The sequence below is a fragment of the Imperialibacter sp. genome, assembly GCF_040222385.1.
GTDB lineage: Bacteria > Bacteroidota > Bacteroidia > Cytophagales > Cyclobacteriaceae > Imperialibacter.
The window spans coordinates 492119-513722 of the sequence record NZ_JAVKDF010000035.1; the positions used below are offsets into that span (position 1 = coordinate 492119).

Annotated in this window: 15 protein-coding genes; 7 read left to right on the top strand and 8 right to left on the bottom strand. The window is 47.6% G+C overall.

Annotated elements, in window-relative coordinates; all coding sequences use genetic code 11:
• Window positions 1-14: 14 nt before the first annotated feature.
• The 6 genes from RIG68_RS18000 to RIG68_RS18025 all read right to left on the bottom strand — a co-directional run bounded on the left by RIG68_RS18000 (window position 15) and on the right by RIG68_RS18025 (window position 11394).
• The gene (locus RIG68_RS18000; protein WP_350125349.1) at window positions 15-1367 is read right to left on the bottom strand and encodes a glucoamylase family protein; all 1353 of its coding nucleotides are present in this window, start codon (window positions 1365-1367) and stop codon (window positions 15-17) included.
• Between the two features lie 6 nt (window positions 1368-1373).
• Window positions 1374-3374: a glucoamylase family protein gene (locus RIG68_RS18005; RefSeq protein WP_350125352.1), complete on the bottom strand. Its 2001-nt coding sequence runs from the start codon at window positions 3372-3374 to the stop codon at window positions 1374-1376.
• A gap of 79 nt (window positions 3375-3453) precedes the next feature.
• Entirely contained in the window at window positions 3454-4725 is a 1272-nt protein-coding gene (locus RIG68_RS18010; protein WP_350125355.1) for an Ig-like domain-containing protein, read from the bottom strand.
• Between the two features lie 43 nt (window positions 4726-4768).
• Complete coding sequence (locus RIG68_RS18015) at window positions 4769-6283, bottom strand: RagB/SusD family nutrient uptake outer membrane protein (protein ID WP_350125358.1); 1515 nt, start codon at window positions 6281-6283, stop codon at window positions 4769-4771.
• The gene (locus RIG68_RS18020; RefSeq protein ID WP_350125361.1) at window positions 6283-9321 is read right to left on the bottom strand and encodes a SusC/RagA family TonB-linked outer membrane protein; all 3039 of its coding nucleotides are present in this window, start codon (window positions 9319-9321) and stop codon (window positions 6283-6285) included. Before RIG68_RS18020 ends, RIG68_RS18015 begins: the two co-directional genes overlap by 1 nt.
• Window positions 9322-9561: 240 nt before the next feature.
• The gene (locus tag RIG68_RS18025; protein WP_350125364.1) at window positions 9562-11394 is read right to left on the bottom strand and encodes a 7TM diverse intracellular signaling domain-containing protein; all 1833 of its coding nucleotides are present in this window, start codon (window positions 11392-11394) and stop codon (window positions 9562-9564) included.
• A 111-nt stretch (window positions 11395-11505) separates the two neighbouring features.
• Between RIG68_RS18025 and RIG68_RS18030 the strand changes: the two genes are divergently transcribed.
• Window positions 11506-11793 carry a YciI family protein gene (locus RIG68_RS18030; RefSeq protein ID WP_350125367.1) on the top strand — a complete coding sequence of 96 codons (288 nt, stop codon included), beginning with the start codon at window positions 11506-11508 and terminating at the stop codon, window positions 11791-11793.
• 1 nt (window position 11794) lies between these two features.
• Here the strand turns inward: RIG68_RS18030 and RIG68_RS18035 are convergent, their stop codons facing one another.
• Window positions 11795-12718, bottom strand: a complete 924-nt coding sequence (locus RIG68_RS18035; protein ID WP_350125370.1) for a S1C family serine protease — start codon at window positions 12716-12718, stop codon at window positions 11795-11797.
• Between the two features lie 117 nt (window positions 12719-12835).
• A complete protein-coding gene (locus RIG68_RS18040; protein ID WP_339816184.1) occupies window positions 12836-13036 on the bottom strand; it encodes a hypothetical protein in 201 nt (66 codons plus the stop codon).
• A 167-nt stretch (window positions 13037-13203) separates the two neighbouring features.
• Here RIG68_RS18040 and RIG68_RS18045 point away from each other — a divergent pair, with 167 nt between their 5' ends.
• The 6 genes from RIG68_RS18045 to RIG68_RS18070 all read left to right on the top strand — a co-directional run bounded on the left by RIG68_RS18045 (window position 13204) and on the right by RIG68_RS18070 (window position 21572).
• Window positions 13204-14115 carry a hypothetical protein gene (locus tag RIG68_RS18045; protein ID WP_350125373.1) on the top strand — a complete coding sequence of 304 codons (912 nt, stop codon included), beginning with the start codon at window positions 13204-13206 and terminating at the stop codon, window positions 14113-14115.
• Window positions 14116-14220: 105 nt separating this feature from the next.
• On the top strand, window positions 14221-17259 hold the full coding sequence (locus tag RIG68_RS18050; RefSeq protein WP_350125375.1) for an ATP-binding cassette domain-containing protein: 3039 nt from the start codon (window positions 14221-14223) through the stop codon (window positions 17257-17259).
• On the top strand, window positions 17256-17657 hold the full coding sequence (locus RIG68_RS18055) for a hypothetical protein (RefSeq protein WP_350125378.1): 402 nt from the start codon (window positions 17256-17258) through the stop codon (window positions 17655-17657). Before RIG68_RS18050 ends, RIG68_RS18055 begins: the two co-directional genes overlap by 4 nt.
• A gap of 53 nt (window positions 17658-17710) precedes the next feature.
• Complete coding sequence (locus RIG68_RS18060) at window positions 17711-20053, top strand: S9 family peptidase (protein ID WP_350125380.1); 2343 nt, start codon at window positions 17711-17713, stop codon at window positions 20051-20053.
• Window positions 20054-20057: 4 nt separating this feature from the next.
• The gene (locus RIG68_RS18065; protein ID WP_350125382.1) at window positions 20058-20825 is read left to right on the top strand and encodes a YdcF family protein; all 768 of its coding nucleotides are present in this window, start codon (window positions 20058-20060) and stop codon (window positions 20823-20825) included.
• Between the two features lie 348 nt (window positions 20826-21173).
• Entirely contained in the window at window positions 21174-21572 is a 399-nt protein-coding gene (locus RIG68_RS18070) for a response regulator (RefSeq protein ID WP_350125385.1), read from the top strand.
• Window positions 21573-21604 lie beyond the last annotated feature (32 nt).

Sequence of the window (21604 nt, forward strand, 5' to 3'; positions counted from 1 at the left end):
TGTTTTGTTACAGACTAATAAGTGAATCCTAGTTTATCCAAACCACTCTGCACTTCCGGCGCTGACATAAACAAGTCCCACAGAAGGCCCGATCTGTGATTTTCGATCATCACCACTTCCGGGCCCTGGTCGATGGCCAGGTACCACTTCACATACCAGTCCTTTTGTTCGCTGAAAGCATCGTAAAAGCCATACTCCCCCCACACCTTGTCGCCCAGGTCGAAGTAAAGGTGCTTCATCACTTTCATGCTTTCTTCGGGCGTGTAAGGAAACGAGGAGAGTGCCGCCGTGGGGGTAATAACCCCGAGGTCTTCGTCCATGGGCCGGTGGGCCGCATAAAACCCTGTGGAGTAGCTGGCTGTGAGCCCCCAGCAGTTTTCGCCGTACCCTTTATATCCTTTGGGGTTCTCGATGCACCACTGTCGGTTGATCAGCGTATGGTTCCTGTTTTCCTGCCAGTAGTCGGCATATCTGTCTTTGAGGTTGCGGGGATCCAGCCCGACAAAGGAGTAGTGCGCCCAAAAAAGAGGGCCGCCATATTGCTGAGCAAAATTGTGCTTCAGGTTCAGGTGGTAGCCATACTGCGAATGGGTGGAGTCGTTCAGAATAGCGCCGCTTCTGGCCCATCCTTTGTGATAAACCTCCGCCGGGATACCGTGCGTAGGTGACGATGCAGCCAGCACATACATGATCAGGCATTCGTTCCACCCTTCGACAGGGAAGTTCATTTTCCAGCCTTTGTCGGGCGACCAGTGCCAGTACAGCACGTCCTGGTCACCATTGCGGTACCAGTCCCACTCTACTTCCTTCCAGAGGGTATCGATGCGGCTGGCCAGGGCCCGCTCCTCCTCTGTGCCTTCGTTGAAGAATTGGCGCACCGCCAAAAGCCCCTGCACCAGGTAGGCTGTTTCCACCAGGTCGCCGCCATTATCATTTTCGCCAAAGGGTTTCACCTTGCCTGTTTCGCCGTTGATCCAATGCGACCAGGCACCATGAAAACGGTCAGCAGTTTCCAGGAAGCCTACGATTCTCTTCATACGCTCCAGCCCCTGCTCCCGGGTGATGAAGCCCCTTTTGATTCCCACCAGAATAGCCATCACTCCAAAACCGCTGCCGCCGGAGGTAACGATGTGCTTGTCGTTGTCGGGGTAGTTGCCATCGGTATGAAAACGCTCCCTGGCCATGCCTGAGTTGGGTTCGGCACCATCCCAGAAGTACTGGAAAGTCCGGTATTCAACCAGTGTCATGAGGGAATCGTCGCTGATGGTAGCCTCATCTGTAGCGGTATCCGCTGCAGGTTTGCTTGGCGAGCAGGCGCTTAACCCTAATACTGCCAGCACCACAAGAATAGAAAGGTTGTTCTTCATAGTCGTTTATCTTTCTGAGGTAAATCCAAGTTTGTCAAGCCCGGGTTGCACTTCGGGGGCGCTCATAAAAAGATCCCACAGCAGCCCTGTTCTATAGTTTTCTATCATCACCACAATGGGCCCCTGATCGATGGCCAGGTAGGAGTTGGCTGTCCAGCCTTGTGTGATATTGAAGGCGTCGTAAAAGCCATTTTCGCCCAGTAGCTTATCGCCTAAGGAGTAGTAAAAAAACTTAAGCGCTTTCATCGATTCCACGGGGGTGTACGGGAATGAAGAAAGGGCCGCAGTAGGTGTGATCACGCCCAGGTCGTTTGTAGGAGAATGGGCCGAGTAGCCGTTCTGGTTGTCGCTGGCGGTTAAGCCCCAGCAAAGGTCGCTGTAGCCCACAAAGTTTTGCGGGTTGGCCACGCAGTAGGCCTGGTTGATACGGCTGTGTGCAACGTTCTGCGCCCAATAGTCGCCATACGTGTCGCTCAATCCAGTCGGATCCAAACCAAGGAAGGAATAGTGCGCAAAAAAAAGCGGGCCACCGTAGTCGTAACCCAAAGGAAGCTCAATGTCGTAGAACTTGCGGCCGTTTTTGATGGAGCCGTTGCCTGCCCAGCCGCTATGATAAACGTCGGCACTTACGGCATGCGTTGGTGAGGCGGCAGCAAGGAAGTACGTAATGAGTGCCTCGTTGTAGCCACGGATCTGGTGGTTCATTTCCCATCCGAAGTTGGGCGACCAGTGCCAGTACAGCACCTTCTCTCCGCCCTTGGTGTGCCAGTCCCACTCTACTTCCTCCCACATGGTGTTGATTCTGCTAACCAGGTCAGCTTCGGCAACATTGTCGGCGTTGAGGTATTGGCGAACCGTGAGAAGGCCTTGTATCAGGAAGGAGGTTTCCACCAAATCGCCACCATTGTCTTTGCTGCTGAAAGGCTGCACGGCACCGGTATCGCCGTTGAGCCAGTGGGGCCAAACGCCATGGAAGCGGTCGGCAGTTTCAAGAAACCCGATGACCTTGGCAAAATGATCGATGCCTTGCTGCCGGGTAATAAAGCCACGCTCTATGCCTGCAATGATGGCCATCAGGCCAAACCCAGTGCCGCCAGTCGTTACTGTGCTGCCTGACGAATTTCTTTCCCGGGCCATGCCACTTGCCGGGTGGGCATCGTCGTAGAAATACCGGAACGTCTTCTGCTGGATAAGGGTAAGCAGCGCTTCGTCGCTTATTTCCGGGAACACCGGTGTGGGGTCGAAAGTGGTGTAAAAGTCTTTTTTATAGAAATTGAATACCTCTCCGTCCGCACCTTTGATGGCTTCATACAGCCAAATCTGGGTTTTCTGAAGGCCCTTTAACGTCGTGGAAGGCACGATGGTAAGGGTAGTTTTATCTTCAGAAAGCGTGATAGCAGAAGGTATTAATCCGCTGGAGGAGAAAATACGGACATTGGTATCTGTGATAGTGGATGCATCGACCGGAGAAGAAAAGGTAATTTCAAAAGAGGGTGTTAAGCCAATGCCGACAATCCGCTCCGTCGTGAAGTAGTCCACCCCATCGATGAGTAGCTGAGTGACGTTAATTTCTTTGGGAACAGTTTGGAATGACACAGTTAGCCCGCCAAATTTTTCATTGCTGGTTCCTCTTAGGGTGTTTTTTATCTCCAGGGTATAGTTTTCATTGCCCTGAAGGCCATTCTCAGTGGATGCAGAAAAAGTTTTGTCTTCATCGAGGAAGGAAAAATCGAGGCTAACTACTGCGCCATGACTGTCTTTGAGCTCCACGGACGATGCCACAGTGGTCTGTTCCAGCGGAGAGGTAAATGTGAAAACCAGGGGCTTATCAATTGGGGCATCGATGTTTTCGTCTGGATTACTCAGGTTGAACGAGTAGGTGCCTATATTACCCTTGGACAGCTGCAGGACGAGGTCGGGAGTTGTTCCGCCGTCGTCCTCGCCTCCGCAGGAGGTCAGGAGTAAACTGAATACTAAAAAGAAGGGAGTAAGTTTATTGCGTATCAAAGTTTTAGGGAAAATGAGAGGGTTCCCACACAGGAACCCTCATTTACTAAACCAATTCAATCTACCTAACTACAAATTATTATTTCTCTGAATCGTACATAAGCTTAACCTCTTCAGCAGTGATCGCTGCAGAGAATATTCTTACGTCATCAAGTTTGCCTTTGAAGTGATTTGCCGTCGGGAAGTTGTAGCCGCCCCATGGCTCATTTTGCCACAAAGTGCCACCTCTGGACTGAACAAAACCGAAAGCCAGCACGTTTTCCACATCAGCCGCATCACTATTGAATTTCAAACCAACTACAGTAGGCTCTTTTGAATCAGCTGGCCACAATGCGAATTCCTGACGGACTACCAAAGCACCATTGATATACATTTCTCTATACTTACCACTGCCGCTGAAAACGTAGGTATAGTGCATCCAGGTGTCTTTTAATGTAGATGCCAAATCTGAGTTCGTCTTGTTGAAAGTTGTACCTTGCCATCCTTCATTGTCCTTAGTTTTTCCATCCCCATTCCAAAATAGGTCACCACCTGTTCCAAGAGTGCCATCACCATATTCCATCATTGCGGGCATTTTTATAAACTTGTAGTCGCCGCCTATTTCAGTTTGAAAACCGTTAAATGCACCGAGGCCCATCACAAAATGACCAGTTGGGTTTCCATCAGCATTCACATGCCCCTCGGAATTTGTCTTAACCCAATACGCTAAAGTAAATTCGGCACCATCCATCAGCTGATCACCATTAGGTACTTCTATGATACTTACGTCTCCATCAAATGTAGCTGCTTTTCCAGCAGCAGCGTTTCTCGAGTCCGTGTAGGTGATTGACACCTCCGCATTGGCATCAAACTCACCCACTTGATCCTCTGCATTGCCTTCAAAGGTCCAATGCGCCACAACATTTTGAGGAGTGAAAGTGCCAACAGTCGTAAAGTTTCTAGTGAGATCTGTTCCAAGCGTTTTACCCTTTGTTGAAGTCAGTCCACCCTTGATAGTCAAAATGTAGAGAGACCCCCCAAACAGCTCCTCATTTGGTGTTATTTTTAGTGATCTGCCGCTTGCTTCTACTGTCACAGCCACTTCAGCGTCATCAAAATCACTAACCAAAGTCACGTTGGATGAAGCAGTTGCCGGATCAATGTCTGTTGAGAAAATTCCTGTGATAACTGCCGAAGTCGAAACGCCATCCGGGCTCGTGGCACCATTCAGGTCATCATCCCCAGCGTTCAGACTCACTATTGTGAGCTCAACAGCCGCTTCTTCATCGCCTCCGCAGCTTATCAGAAAAGAAACCGTAGCCACCATAGCCAGTGCCCACAGCGAGTTGAAAATTAATTTTGCCTTCTTCATAATGATGTAGTTAATAATTATTGAGGTTTAAAATTTAAATTCTTTAGTATTCTGGGTTCTGGCTCAGCGTTCCTTCCGACAGGTCTACCTCGGTTTGAGGAATGGGAAGCAGTTCGTGCTTTCCAGCCACAAAACCCAGCGGCCCAAGCGCTTCTGGTGCCTTACCGGTTCTTATCAAATCCCAAAAACGGTGCCCCTCCATAGCCAGCTCATGCCTTCTTTCTTCGATAATGAGCTCCCTGAGTTGATTCTTGTCTGTCACAGTGATGTCGGGTAAAATAGAGGCATTACCTCCCCTGGCCCGGGCTCTTACTCTGTTCAGATAGGTTAATGCTTGTGCCGATTTGTTGTTTTCGTTCAATGCTTCGGCAGCCATGAGCAGCACATCGGCATAGCGCACAATGCGCCGGTTGTGCCCCCACGAGGTGATGGTGTTACTGCCCTCGGTCCACACCTTTTGGTTATAGGTTTCTATCTCAATCAGGTTTCCATTGGCATCACGGGTTTCGTCAGGTGTGGTGCCATCGCCGATCGTTACAACGCCACCCAGCACATCACCAAGGAAGATGATGGTAGCGTCCATACGGGGGTCGTTGTTTTCGAAAGAGTTCATCAGGTCGATAGAAGGGCGATTGAATCCCCAACCCCTGTTGGGAGACCCTCTGATGCCCTGTACATTGGAGTATTGGTTTCCACCGTTGTTGGTGCCTTCATTGCGACGGGCACCAATTTCAAAAACGGACTCTACACCGTGTTCTCCCGCTTCGCCAAAGGCATCGTTAAAATCAGGTTCCAGGTCATATTGGCCTGAGTTGATTACCTCCAGGGCATAGGATTCAGCCTTGACAAAATCACCCTGAAACAAGTAAACCCTGGCCAGCAGGGCTTTAGCGGCACCTTTGGTAGCCCTCCCAAGGTCTTCGGTGGCTAGTTCACTTTTCTCAGGCAGCATACCCGCAGCAAAAGAAAGATCTCCTTCTATCAGTGTATAGATATCCTCTTTGCTCGCTCTTGCCGCTCTCAAAGGAGGAGTTAGCGTAGTAATGAGAGGCACACCACCCCAGGCACGCACAAGGTCAAAGTAGAACAGTCCACGCAGAAAACGGGCTTCGGCCACATACAAGTCAATTTTCGCCTGATCCATCGCTATTTCAGGTACTTTTTCAATCACCACGTTGGCTCTTTTCACTCCTTCGTAAAGGGCAGCCCACCAGCGATCAAGTCCATCAGCTGTGGTGTTAAAGGTAAATGTATCGAAAGGGCCTAGAGTGGGAAGCTGATCGTTGGGATTGCTGCCTTTGCGGGCATCGTCCGACATAATATCCAGTATCGGATAACCACCCGAATGGTAGGACCAGTTGCGAAGGGTGCTGTAAGCAGCATTGGTAGCCAGCAGCGCATCAGCGGCCGACTGCGGAAAAGACGCCTGCGTGAGGTCACCCTGGGGGCTAACATCGAGAAAGTCCTGACAAGCAAAAGGAACCAGTACAAGCAGCACCAGCGCTCCTTTTTTTACTATTTGGTGTATATGTTGTGCAAAATTCATTTTGTAGCTCATTAAAAGGAAATGTTTAAACCGGCTGAATAAATGGCCGACACAGGATAAGCTCCTCTGTCGATGTTGCTGCTCAACACATCTTCACTACCAAACTCTGGCGAATAGCCCGTGAATTTGGTAGCGGTGAATAAGTTGGTGCCTCTTACATACACCCTGACCTGGTTCATGTTTATCCGCTCAAGAGCTGCCTCAGGGATAGTGTAGCCAACAGTCATGTTACGGAAACGAAGGAAAGAGCCATCCTGAATGAACCTGGAGGATGGTGAGAAGTTAAGGCCTCCGAAGCTCGCTCTTGGTTCTGTGGTGCTTGTGCCATCTCCCGTCCAGCGGTTGATCACATGCCTTTCAAAATTGTAGGGATCGGGCCGCACCACTTCCTTGCCATTGAAGATCTTGTTGCCCATTTGCCCTTGAAAATCGACGTTAATATCGAACCCCTTATAAGAAGCCTCCAGGTTAAAGCCATAAATAAAGGTTGGGATAGGCGAGCCCATATAGGTGCGGTCAGCCAAACTAATCCTGCCGTCACCGTTCACGTCTCTAATGATGACGTCGCCAGGCCGGGCCTGCGAGTCATGCGGGTAGGCATCCAACTCAGTCTGGTTCTGGAAAACACCGTCAATCTGATAGCCATAGAAAGCGCCGATAGGCAGCCCTTCCCTGCTCAATGTCACAGGACGCCCGTCGCCCAGGTAGCCACCCACCAGCGTAGAGTCCACACCACTATTGCCACCTACGCTGAGCACTTCGTTATGCACCGTGGATCCCAGGGCGCCAATACGGTACTTTACTCCCTGAACCTCATCGGACCAGCCTAAGTTAAACTCGAAGCCGCTGTTCAAAACAGAACCAGCATTATAGGTGACTCTTTGCCCTTGCCCGTTGCCTAGGTGGCCCGGTGTGAGAAGGTCTACCAAAATATCCTGCGTCTCTCTACGGTAGTAGTCAAGTTCACCGGTTAACCGCTGATTAAGCATCCCAAATTCCAACCCAACGTCCGTTTGGTAGGTAGTTTCCCATTTCAAATCGGGGTTGCCAGTTACGCCGTAGCTTGCACCCGGGTTCAAGGCCTCTTCCACACCAAACACTGGGTTCAGCTCATTCTGCACCAAAGAAAACTGGCGGTTGTACCGTATTTTTTCGTTGCCTATCGCTCCCCAGCTTGCCCTCACTTTCAGGTTGGTTAAAGCGTTGATGTTTTGCATGAAGCTTTCGTTGATCACATTCCAGCCAAGCGCCAGGGACGGGAAGCTTGCATATTTGTTGTTGTCGGTAAACTTCGAAGAGCCGTCTCTCCGGAACGTGCCGGTAAACAGGAATCGTTCGTCGTAGGTGTAGTTGACCCTGAAAAGAACGGAAGCCATGGAGTAGTACTGCCCGGCGTCTACACCATTGGCAATGCTGTTCAGCGTATTGATGTTATTGCTTTCATCCACGATATAGCTGGGCCGGAGATACCAGAAATCCTGTCCGTCTCTGAGGATGTTTTCGCCCCTGATGCTCAGGTACTCCGAAGTCGTTTTTTGACTGGTAAAACCAGTAAGGCCCTCCACCCGGTGTACACCGAACTCTTTGTTGTAGGTCATTGTATTTTCCCACAACCAGGTAAAGTTCTCCCTATTCTCTTTGCTCAGGTCGCTGTACAAATTCTGCTGTTGCGAAGCAGTGCCGTCAGCATTATAAACCGTGTAGGCGGGCGTAAAGCTCTTGTTCTTATTGTAGGCCATGTCCACGCCAAAGCTCGACCGGAAGGTAAAGTCCTTGAACAGCTTGATGTCGGTAAACACATTGCCCACAGTTCGCAAGCCCTTGTTGAAGTTGTTGGAGTTTTCCAGGTCGGCGAGAGGATTGCCCACATTGGGAACCACGCCGAAACTGCCGTCGTCATATCGTGGAACGGCGACAGGCTGCGCCCGATACACCTGGTACACAACGCCGGGCGCTACCTGCTGAGAGTAGGGAGCCACGGTAATATTGTTGCCCAGCCGCACATTGTCGGAAAACTTATACGTATTGTTCAGCTTCAACGTAAGTCGCTCATACTTTGACTTGTCGATAATGCCCTGCTGGTTGAAGTAGCCGAGGCCCACGTAGTATTGAGTCTTCTTAGTGGCACCGGTGGCAGACACCTGGTGGTTCTGTATAGGCGCCACATCAAAAATAAGATCCTGCCAATCGGTGTTGGGCACGGCATCCACATTATTGTAAGAACCTGGATTGATATCATTCACCACCGTGGCGAATTCTTTGCCATTCAATAGGTCGATTTTTTTGGAAAGCTTCTGAACGCTGTATTCAGTATTGACACTAAATGTAGTCTGCTCGTCACCGATCTTACCTTGCTTGGTAGTGATAATGACAACACCATTAGCACCTCTTGAGCCATAAATGGCTGTTGCCGAGGCATCCTTCAGCACCTCCATCGATTGAATATCAGAAGAGTTGAGGAAGGATATATCGCTGAGAATAACGCCATCCACTACATATATAGGGGAGGAATCGTTGAACGTGCCCACGCCCCTGATTCGAACGACCGGCGCCGCACCAGGCTGACCTGAGCCGCTGCTTACCTGCACACCTGCCACTTTGCCCTGAAGCGCTTGCATGGGGTTGGCGGCTGGAATCTTGGTGAGGTCGGCACCACGGACTGAGGCCACGGCTCCTGTCACATCGCTTTTGCGCTGCACACCGTAGCCCACTACCACAATCTCCTCCAGTTGCTCTACGTCAGGCTCCATCACCAGATCGATTACCGACCGGCTGCCAACGTCCAGTGTTACAGTTTTGTATCCAATGAAAGAATAAATCAATCTGCTATCTCCGCTTTGCAGCTCTACTGAATAGGTACCCTCAAAATCTGTAACTGTACCCCGGCTGGTTCCTTCCACCTGTATGCTCACTCCAGGCAGCCCCTCCCCATCATCTTGAGAGGTGACTTTGCCTTTCACAACGCTGGCCTGGGCCACAGCAGTTGCCTGGCTACCCATCGACATGATGATGAAAAGCACTACAGATGCTAATCGTAAGGTGTGTTTCATTTGCAGTTTATAAGTAGATATTTAAAGTTGCCTTTGAACAATAACGAAAAGATACCAGCATTAGCACTCATTTGTTAACTTCCAGAGCGAAAAGAAACAGAATGAGCCCTTTAGTAAAAGGTATTGTCACCTTATTTATATCGCTTCAGTATCATTAAAAAATGACGTATAGTACGTTTACTGATACCGAAAACGATTCCATGTCACGTTTCGGTAACAAGCTTTATCAAGGCGCTTGTTTTAATTGGAATGCACCATAAAAAAGTTTCTCAGATAGTCTTTCTCAGGCTTGTCGACAGTACTCAATAGTTCCTCAATTTTCTTTTTAAAACTCCATATCGTATTGCGGCGCAAGTCCAACATTTCAGAAAGCTGATCAAGGGTAAAGCGCTCACTTTGGTTATTGGTAACGTAAAGGATGTAGAAGGCTTTTTCAATAGGAAAACGGATGCCATGAAAAATGGTGTTGCTGGTGACCGACTCAATATAGCCACAGCGGCTGCACCGTCGGGAAAAATGATCCTTGCCGGTGATGTACTTGTCATTATTGCACTTGTTGCATTTGAACGACTCCTCCCATTTGATCCTCTCCAGGAACCTGTAGCAACTCAATTTGTCAGGAAATATCCCGTTAAACTCTTCCAACGTAAGGTTTTTGTTCACCAGCCTGTTCTGCAATATCTCCTTGATGTTGTTTTTCAGTTTCCAGTTGTCAAGATCCAGAATGGAGTTGATTTGCGAAATTTCCTTGGTTTGGGCGGTCAGCTTCTCATTCACCTCCCTCAGCAGGTTGTTTTTGTCTTCCATCTCAATCGTTCTCAGCCTAATCCGCTGCTCCAGCTCTTTGTTCACCTTGTCCTTCAGCTGCACATTCTCTTCGTGCTGTTTAATTGTTCGGAACAGCGCCCTGTCTCTCATGCTTTTCAAGATCCTCACCCGGTCGCTAAGTGCAAAAGACAAGAAGAGCATTTCTACAACGAACGAAACATGCAGGCTGTAGTACGACGGAATGCTGATTGGGATAATGGATAGCATAACCATGGCCTTGACAAGGAAGCCCAAGAACAGAAACCCGTAAGCCACCACGAAAAACCTGGCCGGCTTGTAACCCCTTGCCCAAACGTATATGCTTGCGTAGAAAATGATGGAAAGCGGTATGATCTCAATATTTCGAAGCTGAAAAAGCTCATGATCAAACGCCAGCGCAAAAACAAACCACAAGGCTCTCAGGATGAGTACAGCATCAATAATTTTGGTCAGCTTAGGTGCCCGTGCCGTAACGTTGAGAAACTTTCTTGAAAACAGAATAGACCAGAAAATAACTGAGAAAAGGGCCACCCCATGGGCTACCTGGTTCCATTCGGGCCAGTTAGGCCACAGGTACTGGTAAGCAATGCCATCCACACACATGGCAAACACCCCCACACTCAGGATGTAGAAGGTGTAGTAAAGGTTCTTGATTTCACGAATGGCTATGTAAATGAGGATGTTGTATAAAATGATCATGAGGATCATTCCATAAAAGATGCCATACAGGAAGTACTCGTTGAGAGCATAGTGCACAAACTGGTTGATAGTGCTAAGCACAATGCGTATATCAACATAAGCGTGCGACTCAATTCTGAAGTAAAAGGTTTGCACTCCTTCAAGCCTGTCATTAATGAGCACCTCAAAGTTCTTGTGCTCAAATGTTTTCTGTTCAAAAGGAAACTGGTCTCCAAACTGCAACTGGCGATAATCACCTTGCACTGTGGGGACGTATGCCCTCAGGTTATCAATGGTTTGGTCATAAAACTCAATGAGCCATTGCTCCTGATTGTCTTTTGGGATGTAGAGCCGCACCTTGACCCAGTAGGCCGATGAGGGATTGTAGTCTCTGGGTTGGAAGGAGGCGTTGGTATGAAAGCGCTGCTCCCTTACCTCTTCAAAGGTCAGTGACCTTGTGCTGTCCTCGATGTATTCCAGCTCCTGAATGAACAGGATTCTCTCCCCATCAATGGTACTTACGTCATAAACCGGTGGGTAGGAAATCCAGTTAGTGAAAAATGCTATGAGGAATGAGAAAACAACCATGAGCTGGAATTTGACGGCTTTGCAGGTTTTAAAGTTAACATTTTTCAAGCCACTTGATAAGAAAACGCACAACCAGTTGCTCAATTGCACGCTTCGGGCTTACCTTTCGACATGGACTTTCAAATCAACGCTTACGATTTCACCGATGCAGCCGCCATCGACAGGCGCATGGCCGTACGCCAGGCACATCTGGACAATGCCAAAAAGATGAAGGAAGCTGGCCACCTGATTGCTGGTGGGGCCATGCTGGATGTTACCGGCAAAATGATCGGCTCCACGCTCTACCTCCGGTTCGACACAAGGCAGGAAGTAGATGCTTATATCGCTTCCGACCCCTACACAACCGGCAAAGTTTGGGACAGAATAGAGATTAAGACGATCCGCTTAGTGGATTTGTAAGCTATCGCTTCAGAGGTACTACCTCTACCTCTTTCAGTGTCCGGTAGTTCCTCACGATGGTGAGCTTCACTTGCTTGTCTACCTTCTCCTGCGAAAGCTTTCTGAAAAGATCTGTCGATGAGGTGATGTCTTCTCCGTCGAGCTGAAGAATAATGTCGCCCTCCAGCAGGTCGGCACGGAAAGCGGGTGAATCCTTCTCAATTTTTGTCACCATCAGGCCTCTGGTGGACTCCAGCTTGTAGAAATTGATCAGTCGTGGATGCAAATCAATTTCCTGAATCAACACCCCGAGGAAAGCCTTTTCCACCTTGCCATTTCTGATCAGTTGCCCTGCTATATCCTTGGCCAGGTTGATGTCTATTGAAAAGCTCAGCCCCTGCGCTCTGGCGATAATAGCCGTATTCACCCCAACCACTTCGCCATTGGTATCAATCATGGGCCCGCCAGAGTTGCCCGGGTTGAGCGCAGCATCGCTTTGTATCACGCTGTCAATCAGTCTTCCACTTTGAGTGCGCAGCGATCTTCCCAAAGCGCTCACTACCCCGGCTGTTACGGAATGCTGATAGCCCAGTGGGTTGCCAATAGCAATTACCCACTGCCCAATACTGAGCTTTGAAGAGTCGCCGAGTGTGGCTGGCGTAAAGTTGCCTCCGTAAATCTTCCCCACCGCCAGGTCAGCGTCCGGATCTTCTCCGACCACAAAGCCTTCTTCCCTTGTCCCGTCAAGCAATGTCACAGTGAGTTTATCGGCGCCATGGATCACATGGCTGTTGGTAAGAAACAAGCCATCGGATGAGAAGATAAATCCAGAACCTGAGCCGCCGGGCTGCAGCTTCCCGTCTTTCTTTTTCTGGACGTCAATTTTTATTACAGCATTTTTCGCCTTGTTCACGGCGTTGTATATGAGCTTCGAGAAATTGTCCATTCAAATATCCTTTCGTTTGGTTCAGCTATCACAAAAGAATATCCATTTGGTATAAAGCTGCCAGAAAGGCCATATCACAGGTATCAAGTGATACTAATCAGGAAAAAATGGCAGCCACTACCTTTCGATGATGGAAAAGTCGTTACCCCGTCCGAACCGCAGAAGATCCGACATAAAATATTCTTCCAGGGTGTGGATATCTTTTAACCTGAACTCGTGCCTGTCCACTATCTCCATTAGTTCAAAGTCAAAAACCTCCCGATAATTCACCAGTCTGTATTTTTTACCTACCCTTAAGCTGTTGAACGCAATGCCCATGGAAGAAGAAAAAAAGTTTTGTAAGAAATTACAAGATTAGGACTGCGATTAGATTTAGCCAAACGCAGGTATACATAAAGTAATGTGATATTTTAATAAGAGGTCAAAATGTGTTAAAATTGGATAACCAATTCTACCTATCGAGCGAACCGTTCACTATGCAAAACATGAAAACTAACCTTACCAAACTTGGGGTGGTGTCAATGCTGGCCTCCCTTTTTCTGTTCCCTACGTCATGCAGCTCTCCTGACAAATCGAAAGCTAATACTGAAGACCTGGCTGCCGCAGAGTTTGATGCAGCAGAACAGGAACTCGAAAATGAAATCGACAAAGTTATACACGACCTGCCTTCTCCGTCAGAAGTACCCTTTCTTCTGGAGGCTACTGGCGCTGATTTCAGAGCAGAATTTGTTAACGACCTAAGCAAAATAGAGAGCTACCTTACCTCCAACGATAAGTCCGCTCTTAACCTCGGCATCTACGCCGCCGATATAGGCTATCTTTCCTCATACAATCAGGCCCAGGAAGCGCTGGACTACATGGAAGGCTGCCAAAAAATGGCCGACAAAATCGGCATTGCTTCGGCGTTTGACATGTCGCTCCTTGCCCGGTTTGAAAAGAGCATTGGAAACAATGACTCGCTGGGCCTCATTATCAACGAGGCCATAAAGGTGGCTGAAGAAAAGCTGGAGGCCGGCGACAGGCTCACCATGGCAGCCCTTGTTTTGGCAGGGTCATTTGTGGAAGGCCTGTATATTTCGACACAGGTAATTGAACAATATCCAGCCGACCAACTGAGCGAGAGCAACCGGGACTTGATTCTTGAACCGCTTATGAGGATCGTGCTGAACCAAAAAATGGCGCTACTGGATCTTATTTCTGTTCTCAAGCACGTGGAGCAAGACGAAACCATTGCCAACGTGATCTCCGAAATGAATATCTTGAGGTTTCAGTATGAAGAATTGGCTGAATTGGAGCAGAAAATAAACAATAATGAAGGAGGCGTGGTTCTGCATCAGCATGACCTTCAAAAACTTGCCACTGAAATACAAAGGGTAAGAAAAGACATTACCGGTTAATTGAAAAAAGTATTAAAGTTTTGACCCTTCATCAAAGCATTGAACATTCCATTCAATGCTTTTTTTATATTTAGAGGCGCCCTGACCACAACCGACAACTTTGCCATGAGCGAACAACTACTTAAAGCGATTATACACCTGCTGGCAATTGTAGCCAAGGAAGACGACGTAACGGACGACGAACGGCTATCCATTCTACAATTTCTTGAGGAGAATATAAGCAGGCAGGATCAGGATAAGTACATGAGCTTTTTCGATAGCCTGACGGCCGAAATGCTTCAGAAAGAAAATTTCGACGACAAGGCTGAGATCGTATCGCTTACTGAGGGTATCAACAAAGAGCTCACCCAGTCGCAGAAAATCGTAGTAATGATTGATCTCCTGGAGGTGATTGTGGCCGACGGAGAAATCAGCGAGCGGGAGCGGGAGTTGGTTTATTTCATTGGGGATCGATTCAATATCAAAGACCCGGCTATCGATCTGATGAAAAAGTTTGTCATGTACACGGATCGCACCAAGCTTGACGACACCAACATACTGGTGGCAGATGATGGCATGGAGATTAGTCCCGCTAAATCTCACCACATTACACTGGACGGCCTCCCCGGCTTTATCGCTATTCTTCGAATTCCCGTTGTTGAGAACTACTTCATCAAATATGTAGGGAAGGGATCTCTTCACCTCAACGGCATACACCTGAAAAGCAACAGAATCCAAGCGTTTTCTTCAGGAAGCAGTGTGCGAAGCCGAATATCAAAATCGCTTTATTACAGCGACGTGGTTTCCAAATTCAGAAACGAAACGGCTTCCACTAAAATTAGCTTTCAGGCAGACAACGTTTCCTTCAAGTTCAGAAATGGTAAGCTGGGCCTGCAAAATATTAATATAGCAGAAGACGGCGGAAAACTCATTGGCCTAATGGGCGGCAGTGGGGCTGGCAAGTCGACCCTCCTGAATGTGCTGAACAGCACCGAAAAGCCTTCGGAAGGGGTAGTGCTTATCAATGGCATCAATGTTCATAAAGACGGAAAAAAGATAGAGGGGGTCATTGGCTATGTGCCACAGGATGACCTGCTCATAGAAGAGTTGTCAGTTTACCAAAACCTCTTTTATGCAGGCAAGCTTTGTTTTACTGATAAAACCGACGAGCAAATTGACGAGTTAGTCGTAAAAACGCTCCAATCGCTGGGCCTTATCGAAACCAGGGATTTAAAAGTAGGTTCTCCTCTTCAAAAGACTATCAGCGGGGGACAGCGTAAGCGGCTGAATATCGGCCTTGAACTGCTCCGGGAGCCTTCTGTGCTTTTCGTAGATGAACCAACCAGTGGACTATCTTCAAGAGACTCTGAGAACATCATGGACCTGCTGAAGGAGCTCTCTCTAAAAGGGAAAATGGTGTTTGTGGTCATCCACCAGCCATCGTCGGAGATTTTCAAAATGTTTGACAAGCTGGTGATCCTCGACGTGGGCGGCTACCAGATCTACTATGGCAACCCTGTGGACGCAGTAATCTACTTTAAAAACATTGTGAACCTGGTAGATGCGGAACGAGGCGAATGTATTGAATGCGGCAACGTTAATCCCGAGCAAATTTTCAACATCATCGAAACCAAGGTGGTAAACGAGTACGGGCACGTGACTGACAAACGAAAGTTCCAACCCCTGGACTGGTACGGTTTCTTCAAAAAGCACATCACGCTACCCAGAGTAAAGCCAGAACCGTCGCTGCCCGAAAAAACGCTCAGTATACCCAACAGACTTAAGCAGATAAGAATCTTCGCTACAAGAGATCTCCTATCCAAGTTTTCCAACCAACAGTACCTGGCCATTAATTTGCTGGAGGCGCCCTTGCTGGCCGCTCTCCTGGCCTACATCGTCAGGTATTATGACCCCTCCAAATCATACAGCTTCTACGAGAATCTCAACATAGTGGCATTTTTCTTCATGAGTGTGATTGTAGCGTTATTCATGGGGCTCACAGTAAGTGCTGAGGAGATCATTAAAGACAGTAAAATCCTGAAAAGAGAGGCCTTTCTGCACCTGAGCAGAATGAGCTATCTTGTTTCCAAGCTGCTGATTCTTTTTTCATTCTCTGCCATCCAAACGTTGTTTTATGTTCTCATAGGAGACTGGATTCTCGAGATTGACAGCATGACCTGGTCGTACTGGCTGGTGCTCTTCTCAGTATCCTGCTTTGCCAACGTGTTGGGCCTGAACATATCATCTGCTTTCAATTCAGCCATTACTATTTATATTATCATTCCCATCCTGCTCATTCCACAGCTGATTTTGAGCGGAGTGGTGGTAAACTTCGACAAGCTCAACCCAACATTTGCCAACAACACTAAAGTGCCGGTCATTGGTGAAATAATGGCCTCAAGGTGGGCCTTTGAAGCCCTGGCTGTTACCCAGTACAAAGACAACCCGTTCACCAGCCAATTCTATCAGTTTGATAAAGACATGGCCCAGTCGGAGTTCAAAACCGTGTACTGGGCGCCAAAGCTGGAAGCAGCACTGGAGTATTGCCACAACGTAACTGACAAGGAAAAATATGCCGCCTCCCTGGAAGAGAGATTCACACTACTCCGCAACGAGTTGGGCAAGGAACTCGATATGATCGGCTACGACAAGCTACCTTCCTACGAAAAGCTGAACGTAAAGGACTTCGATGAAGCCACCTTTGAGGCGGGCATGGACTTTATGAAAGCCATGAGAAAGCTCTACAACAATCGATACAATAAGGCTTTCAAAGAAAAGGACGAAACCGTTCAGTCACTTACAAAAACTGATGAGGAGAGGCAGGAGTACATTGCGTTGAAAAATGAGTACGAAAATGAAAGCATTGGGCAGATGGTGAAAAACACTGCCGTGCAGGAAAGAATCATCGAAAAAAGAGGCCACCTTATCCAAAAAATATACCCTATTTATAGCAGGCCCCAACCTTTGCACCCATTTGACTTCAGGGCTGGGTTCTTTGTGCCGGAAAAACACTTTCTGGGAACATACTACCCTACCCTGTACTTCAACGCTGCCATTATCTGGGTGATGAGCATCATCCTTATCATCACCCTTTATTTTGATATACCCAAAAAAGTAATGAAGGGATTCAGTGGCGTCCCCTCTATGCGAAAACCAAGAAAATGATGTACCGTAGTTTCAAAATTTGCCTGTGCCTGGCAGTAGCTTTTGGCACTTCTGATCTATTGGCTCAAAAAAGAGCGCTGACACACGACGATGTGGCCGGTTGGAACAAAATTAAAACCAAAGACCTTTCGTCCGATGGCAAATGGGCCGAATACATTTTCGGCCCTGATGAAGGTGACAACACCCTCGTTATTAAAAATCTAAGTACCAAAACCGACTTTTTCATTCCCCGTGGCAGCAAGCCAAAATTCACTTTCGACGCAAAGCACCTGATCGCTCTGGTGGAGCCACAGCTGGACTCGGTGAGAGCCCTGAAACGGCTCAAGAAAAAGAAAGACGAGCTACCAAAGACTCGCTGGCTATCTACAAGCTCGCCGATGGTTCCCTTGAAAAAATAGCAGAAGTAAAATCCTTTAAACTGCCGGAAAAGAACGGAGAGTGGCTGGCCTATTTGTCAGCAGCAAAACCAGATAAGAAAGACTCTACGTCAAAAAAAACTAAAAAAATAAGCGACGACAACGGCTACACGCTACATGTGCTTAGGCTAGCGGATGGATCGCACCAGAGCTATCCGTTCGTAACCAGCTACGAGTTTAGCGAAAATGGCAGCAGGCTGGCATTTCAGTCAACTGGTGACGACAAAGGCTTTTCGCCAGGCGTTTATACCGTGAGCAAAAGCGACCTTGCCATGAAACCGGTGTTTCGCAGCAAGGGAAAATACGATGGTCTCAGGCTGTCAAACGATGGCAGCAGACTGGCCTTTCTTTTTGATAGCGACACATTGAAAAAGCCCTTTCAAACGTATGGCCTTTTTCAATGGACGCCGGGCCAGGACAGCGGCAGGGTGATCGTAAAGGCCGACGACGCCTTTCTGATGAAAGACTGGCAAATGGCTCCTCAGGACTTGAAGTTCAGCGATGACAATAAGCGGCTTTTTTTTGGCACCCAACCCAAGCCTCTTGTGGGAGACACTACGCTGCTGGATGAAGAAAAAGCCAAAGTGGATGTATGGCATTACAAAGATGATTATCTGCAGCCAAGGCAGAAAGTGCTGTCGGACGAGCAACTCAAAAGAGGCTATCTGGCCGTATACCATTTTGACAGCAAGAAACCCGTACAGCTGGGAAACCTTCAGTTGCAGGAGGTAAAAATCACAAAGGAAGGTGTCGGCAACTTTGCCCTTGGCGGCTATGAATCAGCCGAGTACAGAGTGGTTTCTCAATGGGAAGGGTCGCCAATTAATCAGGACATTTACATTATCAATATCAACACTGGCGCAGCTAAGCTGGCAAAAAGAAAGGCCCGGGTGATGGAGAATATTTCACCCGCCGGCAAGTTCGGCTACTGGTACGATGTGGCCGACAGCGCCTGGTACAGTCTGGAAATGGCATCCGGCACCATTCGCAAGCTAACTGACAACTCAAAAGTCCTCTTTTCGGATGAGGAAAACGACTCTCCAAATTTCCCCTCTCCTTATGGCATTGCTGGCTGGCTGGAGAACGACAGCCACATCCTCGTTTACGACAGGTATGATATTTGGAAAATTGATCCCTTGAACCCTGCCACCAAAGAGCGGATTACCCGCAACGGCCGTGAAACTACTGTTACCTATCGTTACTTAAAGACGGATCCAGAGGAAACTTCGATCAAGGCCAATGCTGAGATAGTGCTGAAGGGTTTCCAGAATGAGAAAAAGCAGCACGGCTTTTTTGGGCTTAAGCTCAAAGAAAGTGCCGCTCCTTCACAGTTGATAATGGAAGATGCCCAGCTTCAATTTGAAAAGAAAGCTTTAAATGCTGACACGTGGCTCGTTACCTGGGAAACCTACCGTGAGTTTCCCAACCTGCAGCTCACCAACAGCAAATTCTTGAACTTAGAACAAATAAGCGACGTAAATCCGCAGCAGCAGAATTTCCTTTGGGGAACGGAAGAATTGTTCAACTGGGTGTCACTCGACGGCATTCCGCTCGAAGGTATGCTCTTTAAACCAGACAACTTTGACCCAAAGAAAAAGTACCCGATGATGGTCTATTTCTACGAGCAAAATGCCGATAACTTTCACAATCATATCACTCCTGAATTTGGGAGGTCAATCATCAACTTCACCTTCTACACGTCAAGGGGCTATGTGGTGTTTGTGCCCGACATCGTTTACAAAATTGGCTATCCCGGAGAAAGCGCCATCAATTGCGTCATGCCCGGCGTTACATCGCTCATATCGCAGGGCTTTATTGACAAGGACAGAATAGGCGTACAGGGCCATAGTTGGGGTGGATATCAGATAGCCTATATGGTTACCAAAACCCAGCTATTCAAAGCAGCCGAAGCAGGTGCCCCTGTGCCAAACATGACAAGTGCCTATGGTGGCATTCGCTGGCAAACAGGGCTAAGCAGAATGTTCCAATACGAACATACACAAAGCCGTATCGGTGGATCTCTTTGGGAATACCCACTAAGGTTTCTGGAGAACTCTCCGCTGTTCTGGCTCGACAAGGTCAATACACCGCTGCTGATCATGCACAACGACGCCGACGGGCATGTACCCTGGTACCAGGGTATTGAATTGTTTTCAGCGCTCAAAAGGCTCGGAAAGCCCACCTGGATGATTTCGTACAACGACCAGCCACACTGGCCTTTGAGGTATCCCAACAGAAAAGACTGGACGATACGTATGCAACAGTATTTCGATTATTACCTGATGGATGCCCCTGCCCCACTATGGATGACTGAGGGCGTTCCAGCGGTTGAAAAAGGCATCAATTATGGTCTTGAACTAAGCGAAGACAACAAGTAAAACCATGTTTTTCATCCTCTCCAAAATTCTTAGCTGGCTGCTTACGCCCATTAGCTGGGTAATGCTTTGCATGTTGCTGCCTTACTTTATCAAAAGAAAAGGCTTAAAAAAGAGGCTGAGACTTATTGGGCTTTCTCTGCTGGTCTTTTTCACCAATCCTGCTATTTCTAATTTAGCCATGAAGCTATGGGAAGTGAAGCCTGTTTTGATCAGCAGTCTCCCTGAGCACGCTGCTGTTGGCGTTGTTCTCACAGGTGTTACCAACCCTATCCAAGAGCCAAAAGATAGGGTACACTTCAACAAGGGTGCCGATAGAATCATTCACGCTATTCAGCTCTACCATGAAGGCAAAATAGACAACATCCTGATCACAGGTGGTTCTGGTTCTCTGCTTCATCAGGAAGTATCCGAATCTGAGGGATTGAAACAAACCGCTCTAATGGCTGGCGTTTCTCCCGACCACCTCTTCGTTGAGGGTGATTCCCGCAACACCAGAGAGAACGCCCTTTACAGTGCCGAGCTTATTAAAAAAAACTGGCCAGAAAAACCGTTTCTGTTAATCACATCCGCTTTTCACATGCGGCGATCACTGGCTTGCTTCAGAAAGGTTGGGCTCCAACCTGTGGCGTTCAGCACCGATCTTTACTCGGGCCCATGGGAATGGAATCCTTTGGATTTAATAATTCCGTCCAGCAACAGCCTCCGCATTTGGGAAGTGTTAATTAGAGAGTGGGTCGGCATCACTAGTTACAAAGTGGCTGGTTATATCTAACTACTTCTAAAATAAACAACGGCCGCCAACTGGCTTTCGCCAAACAAATTGGTATATTTAATGTTATTATCAGCAATAATTTTGTTGATAATATACATTTAAGTTCGACCTATTCGGCTCGCTATCAATAAAAAAAAGCAGGTGAAAATCTTCTTCCCTGCCAAAATCTACTCTCCAAAAGCATTCGATAAAATTTAAAGTAGATACATACAAATAATTCAGTCTTTCAACTAGATTAGAGAACAGTCATTAAACAACGGTTGTTATAAGTAGGTATCAATTTGCAGGCCATCACTCCTTTTAAAATCAATAGTACAAACTAATTGAATACACATTCTCTGGATCTCTATGAAGCGAGTAGTAATTATAGATGATGATGAAATTTTCCAGTTTCTCTGTAGCAAAGCATTGGAAAACATCGGACTCACTAAAGAGATTAAAAAGTTCACGAACAGCCAGAAAGGGCTTGACTATCTCACCAAACAACTGACTGAAGAAAGTTACCCAACCATGCTGATGGTAGATATCAACATGCCTTTACTTGATGGATGGGAAATAATAGAGGGCTTAGAAAAAGCAGGATCCAGTTTCATCAAAAACTGCAAGGTTTTTATCCTCTCGTCCTCAGTAGATATAAAGGACAAAGAGAAAGCCCTGTCTTATAAATCAGTAACCGGATTCATCATAAAGCCACTGTCTGAGTCTAATCTCAGAAGTATCGCCAAAGAACACTTTGGGCTCAGCTAAAGGCAAGGCTCTGTGTTAATCCAATCCTTCAT

Excerpts from the sequence above, each read along its gene's own strand:
- RIG68_RS18000 (WP_350125349.1), bottom strand. The coding sequence starts at position 1,367 with ATGAAGAACAACCTTTCTATTCTTGTGGTGCTGGCAGTATTAGGGTTA.
- RIG68_RS18010 (WP_350125355.1), bottom strand. The coding sequence starts at position 4,725 with ATGAAGAAGGCAAAATTAATTTTCAACTCGCTGTGGGCACTGGCTATG.
- RIG68_RS18015 (WP_350125358.1), bottom strand. The coding sequence starts at position 6,283 with ATGAGCTACAAAATGAATTTTGCACAACATATACACCAAATAGTAAAA.
- RIG68_RS18020 (WP_350125361.1), bottom strand. The coding sequence starts at position 9,321 with ATGAAACACACCTTACGATTAGCATCTGTAGTGCTTTTCATCATCATG.
- RIG68_RS18025 (WP_350125364.1), bottom strand. The coding sequence starts at position 11,394 with ATGGTTGTTTTCTCATTCCTCATAGCATTTTTCACTAACTGGATTTCC.
- RIG68_RS18030 (WP_350125367.1), top strand. The coding sequence starts at position 11,506 with ATGGACTTTCAAATCAACGCTTACGATTTCACCGATGCAGCCGCCATC.
- RIG68_RS18035 (WP_350125370.1), bottom strand. The coding sequence starts at position 12,718 with ATGGACAATTTCTCGAAGCTCATATACAACGCCGTGAACAAGGCGAAA.
- RIG68_RS18040 (WP_339816184.1), bottom strand. The coding sequence starts at position 13,036 with ATGGGCATTGCGTTCAACAGCTTAAGGGTAGGTAAAAAATACAGACTG.
- RIG68_RS18045 (WP_350125373.1), top strand. The coding sequence starts at position 13,204 with ATGAAAACTAACCTTACCAAACTTGGGGTGGTGTCAATGCTGGCCTCC.
- RIG68_RS18050 (WP_350125375.1), top strand. The coding sequence starts at position 14,221 with ATGAGCGAACAACTACTTAAAGCGATTATACACCTGCTGGCAATTGTA.
- RIG68_RS18055 (WP_350125378.1), top strand. The coding sequence starts at position 17,256 with ATGATGTACCGTAGTTTCAAAATTTGCCTGTGCCTGGCAGTAGCTTTT.
- RIG68_RS18065 (WP_350125382.1), top strand. The coding sequence starts at position 20,058 with ATGTTTTTCATCCTCTCCAAAATTCTTAGCTGGCTGCTTACGCCCATT.
- RIG68_RS18070 (WP_350125385.1), top strand. The coding sequence starts at position 21,174 with ATGAAGCGAGTAGTAATTATAGATGATGATGAAATTTTCCAGTTTCTC.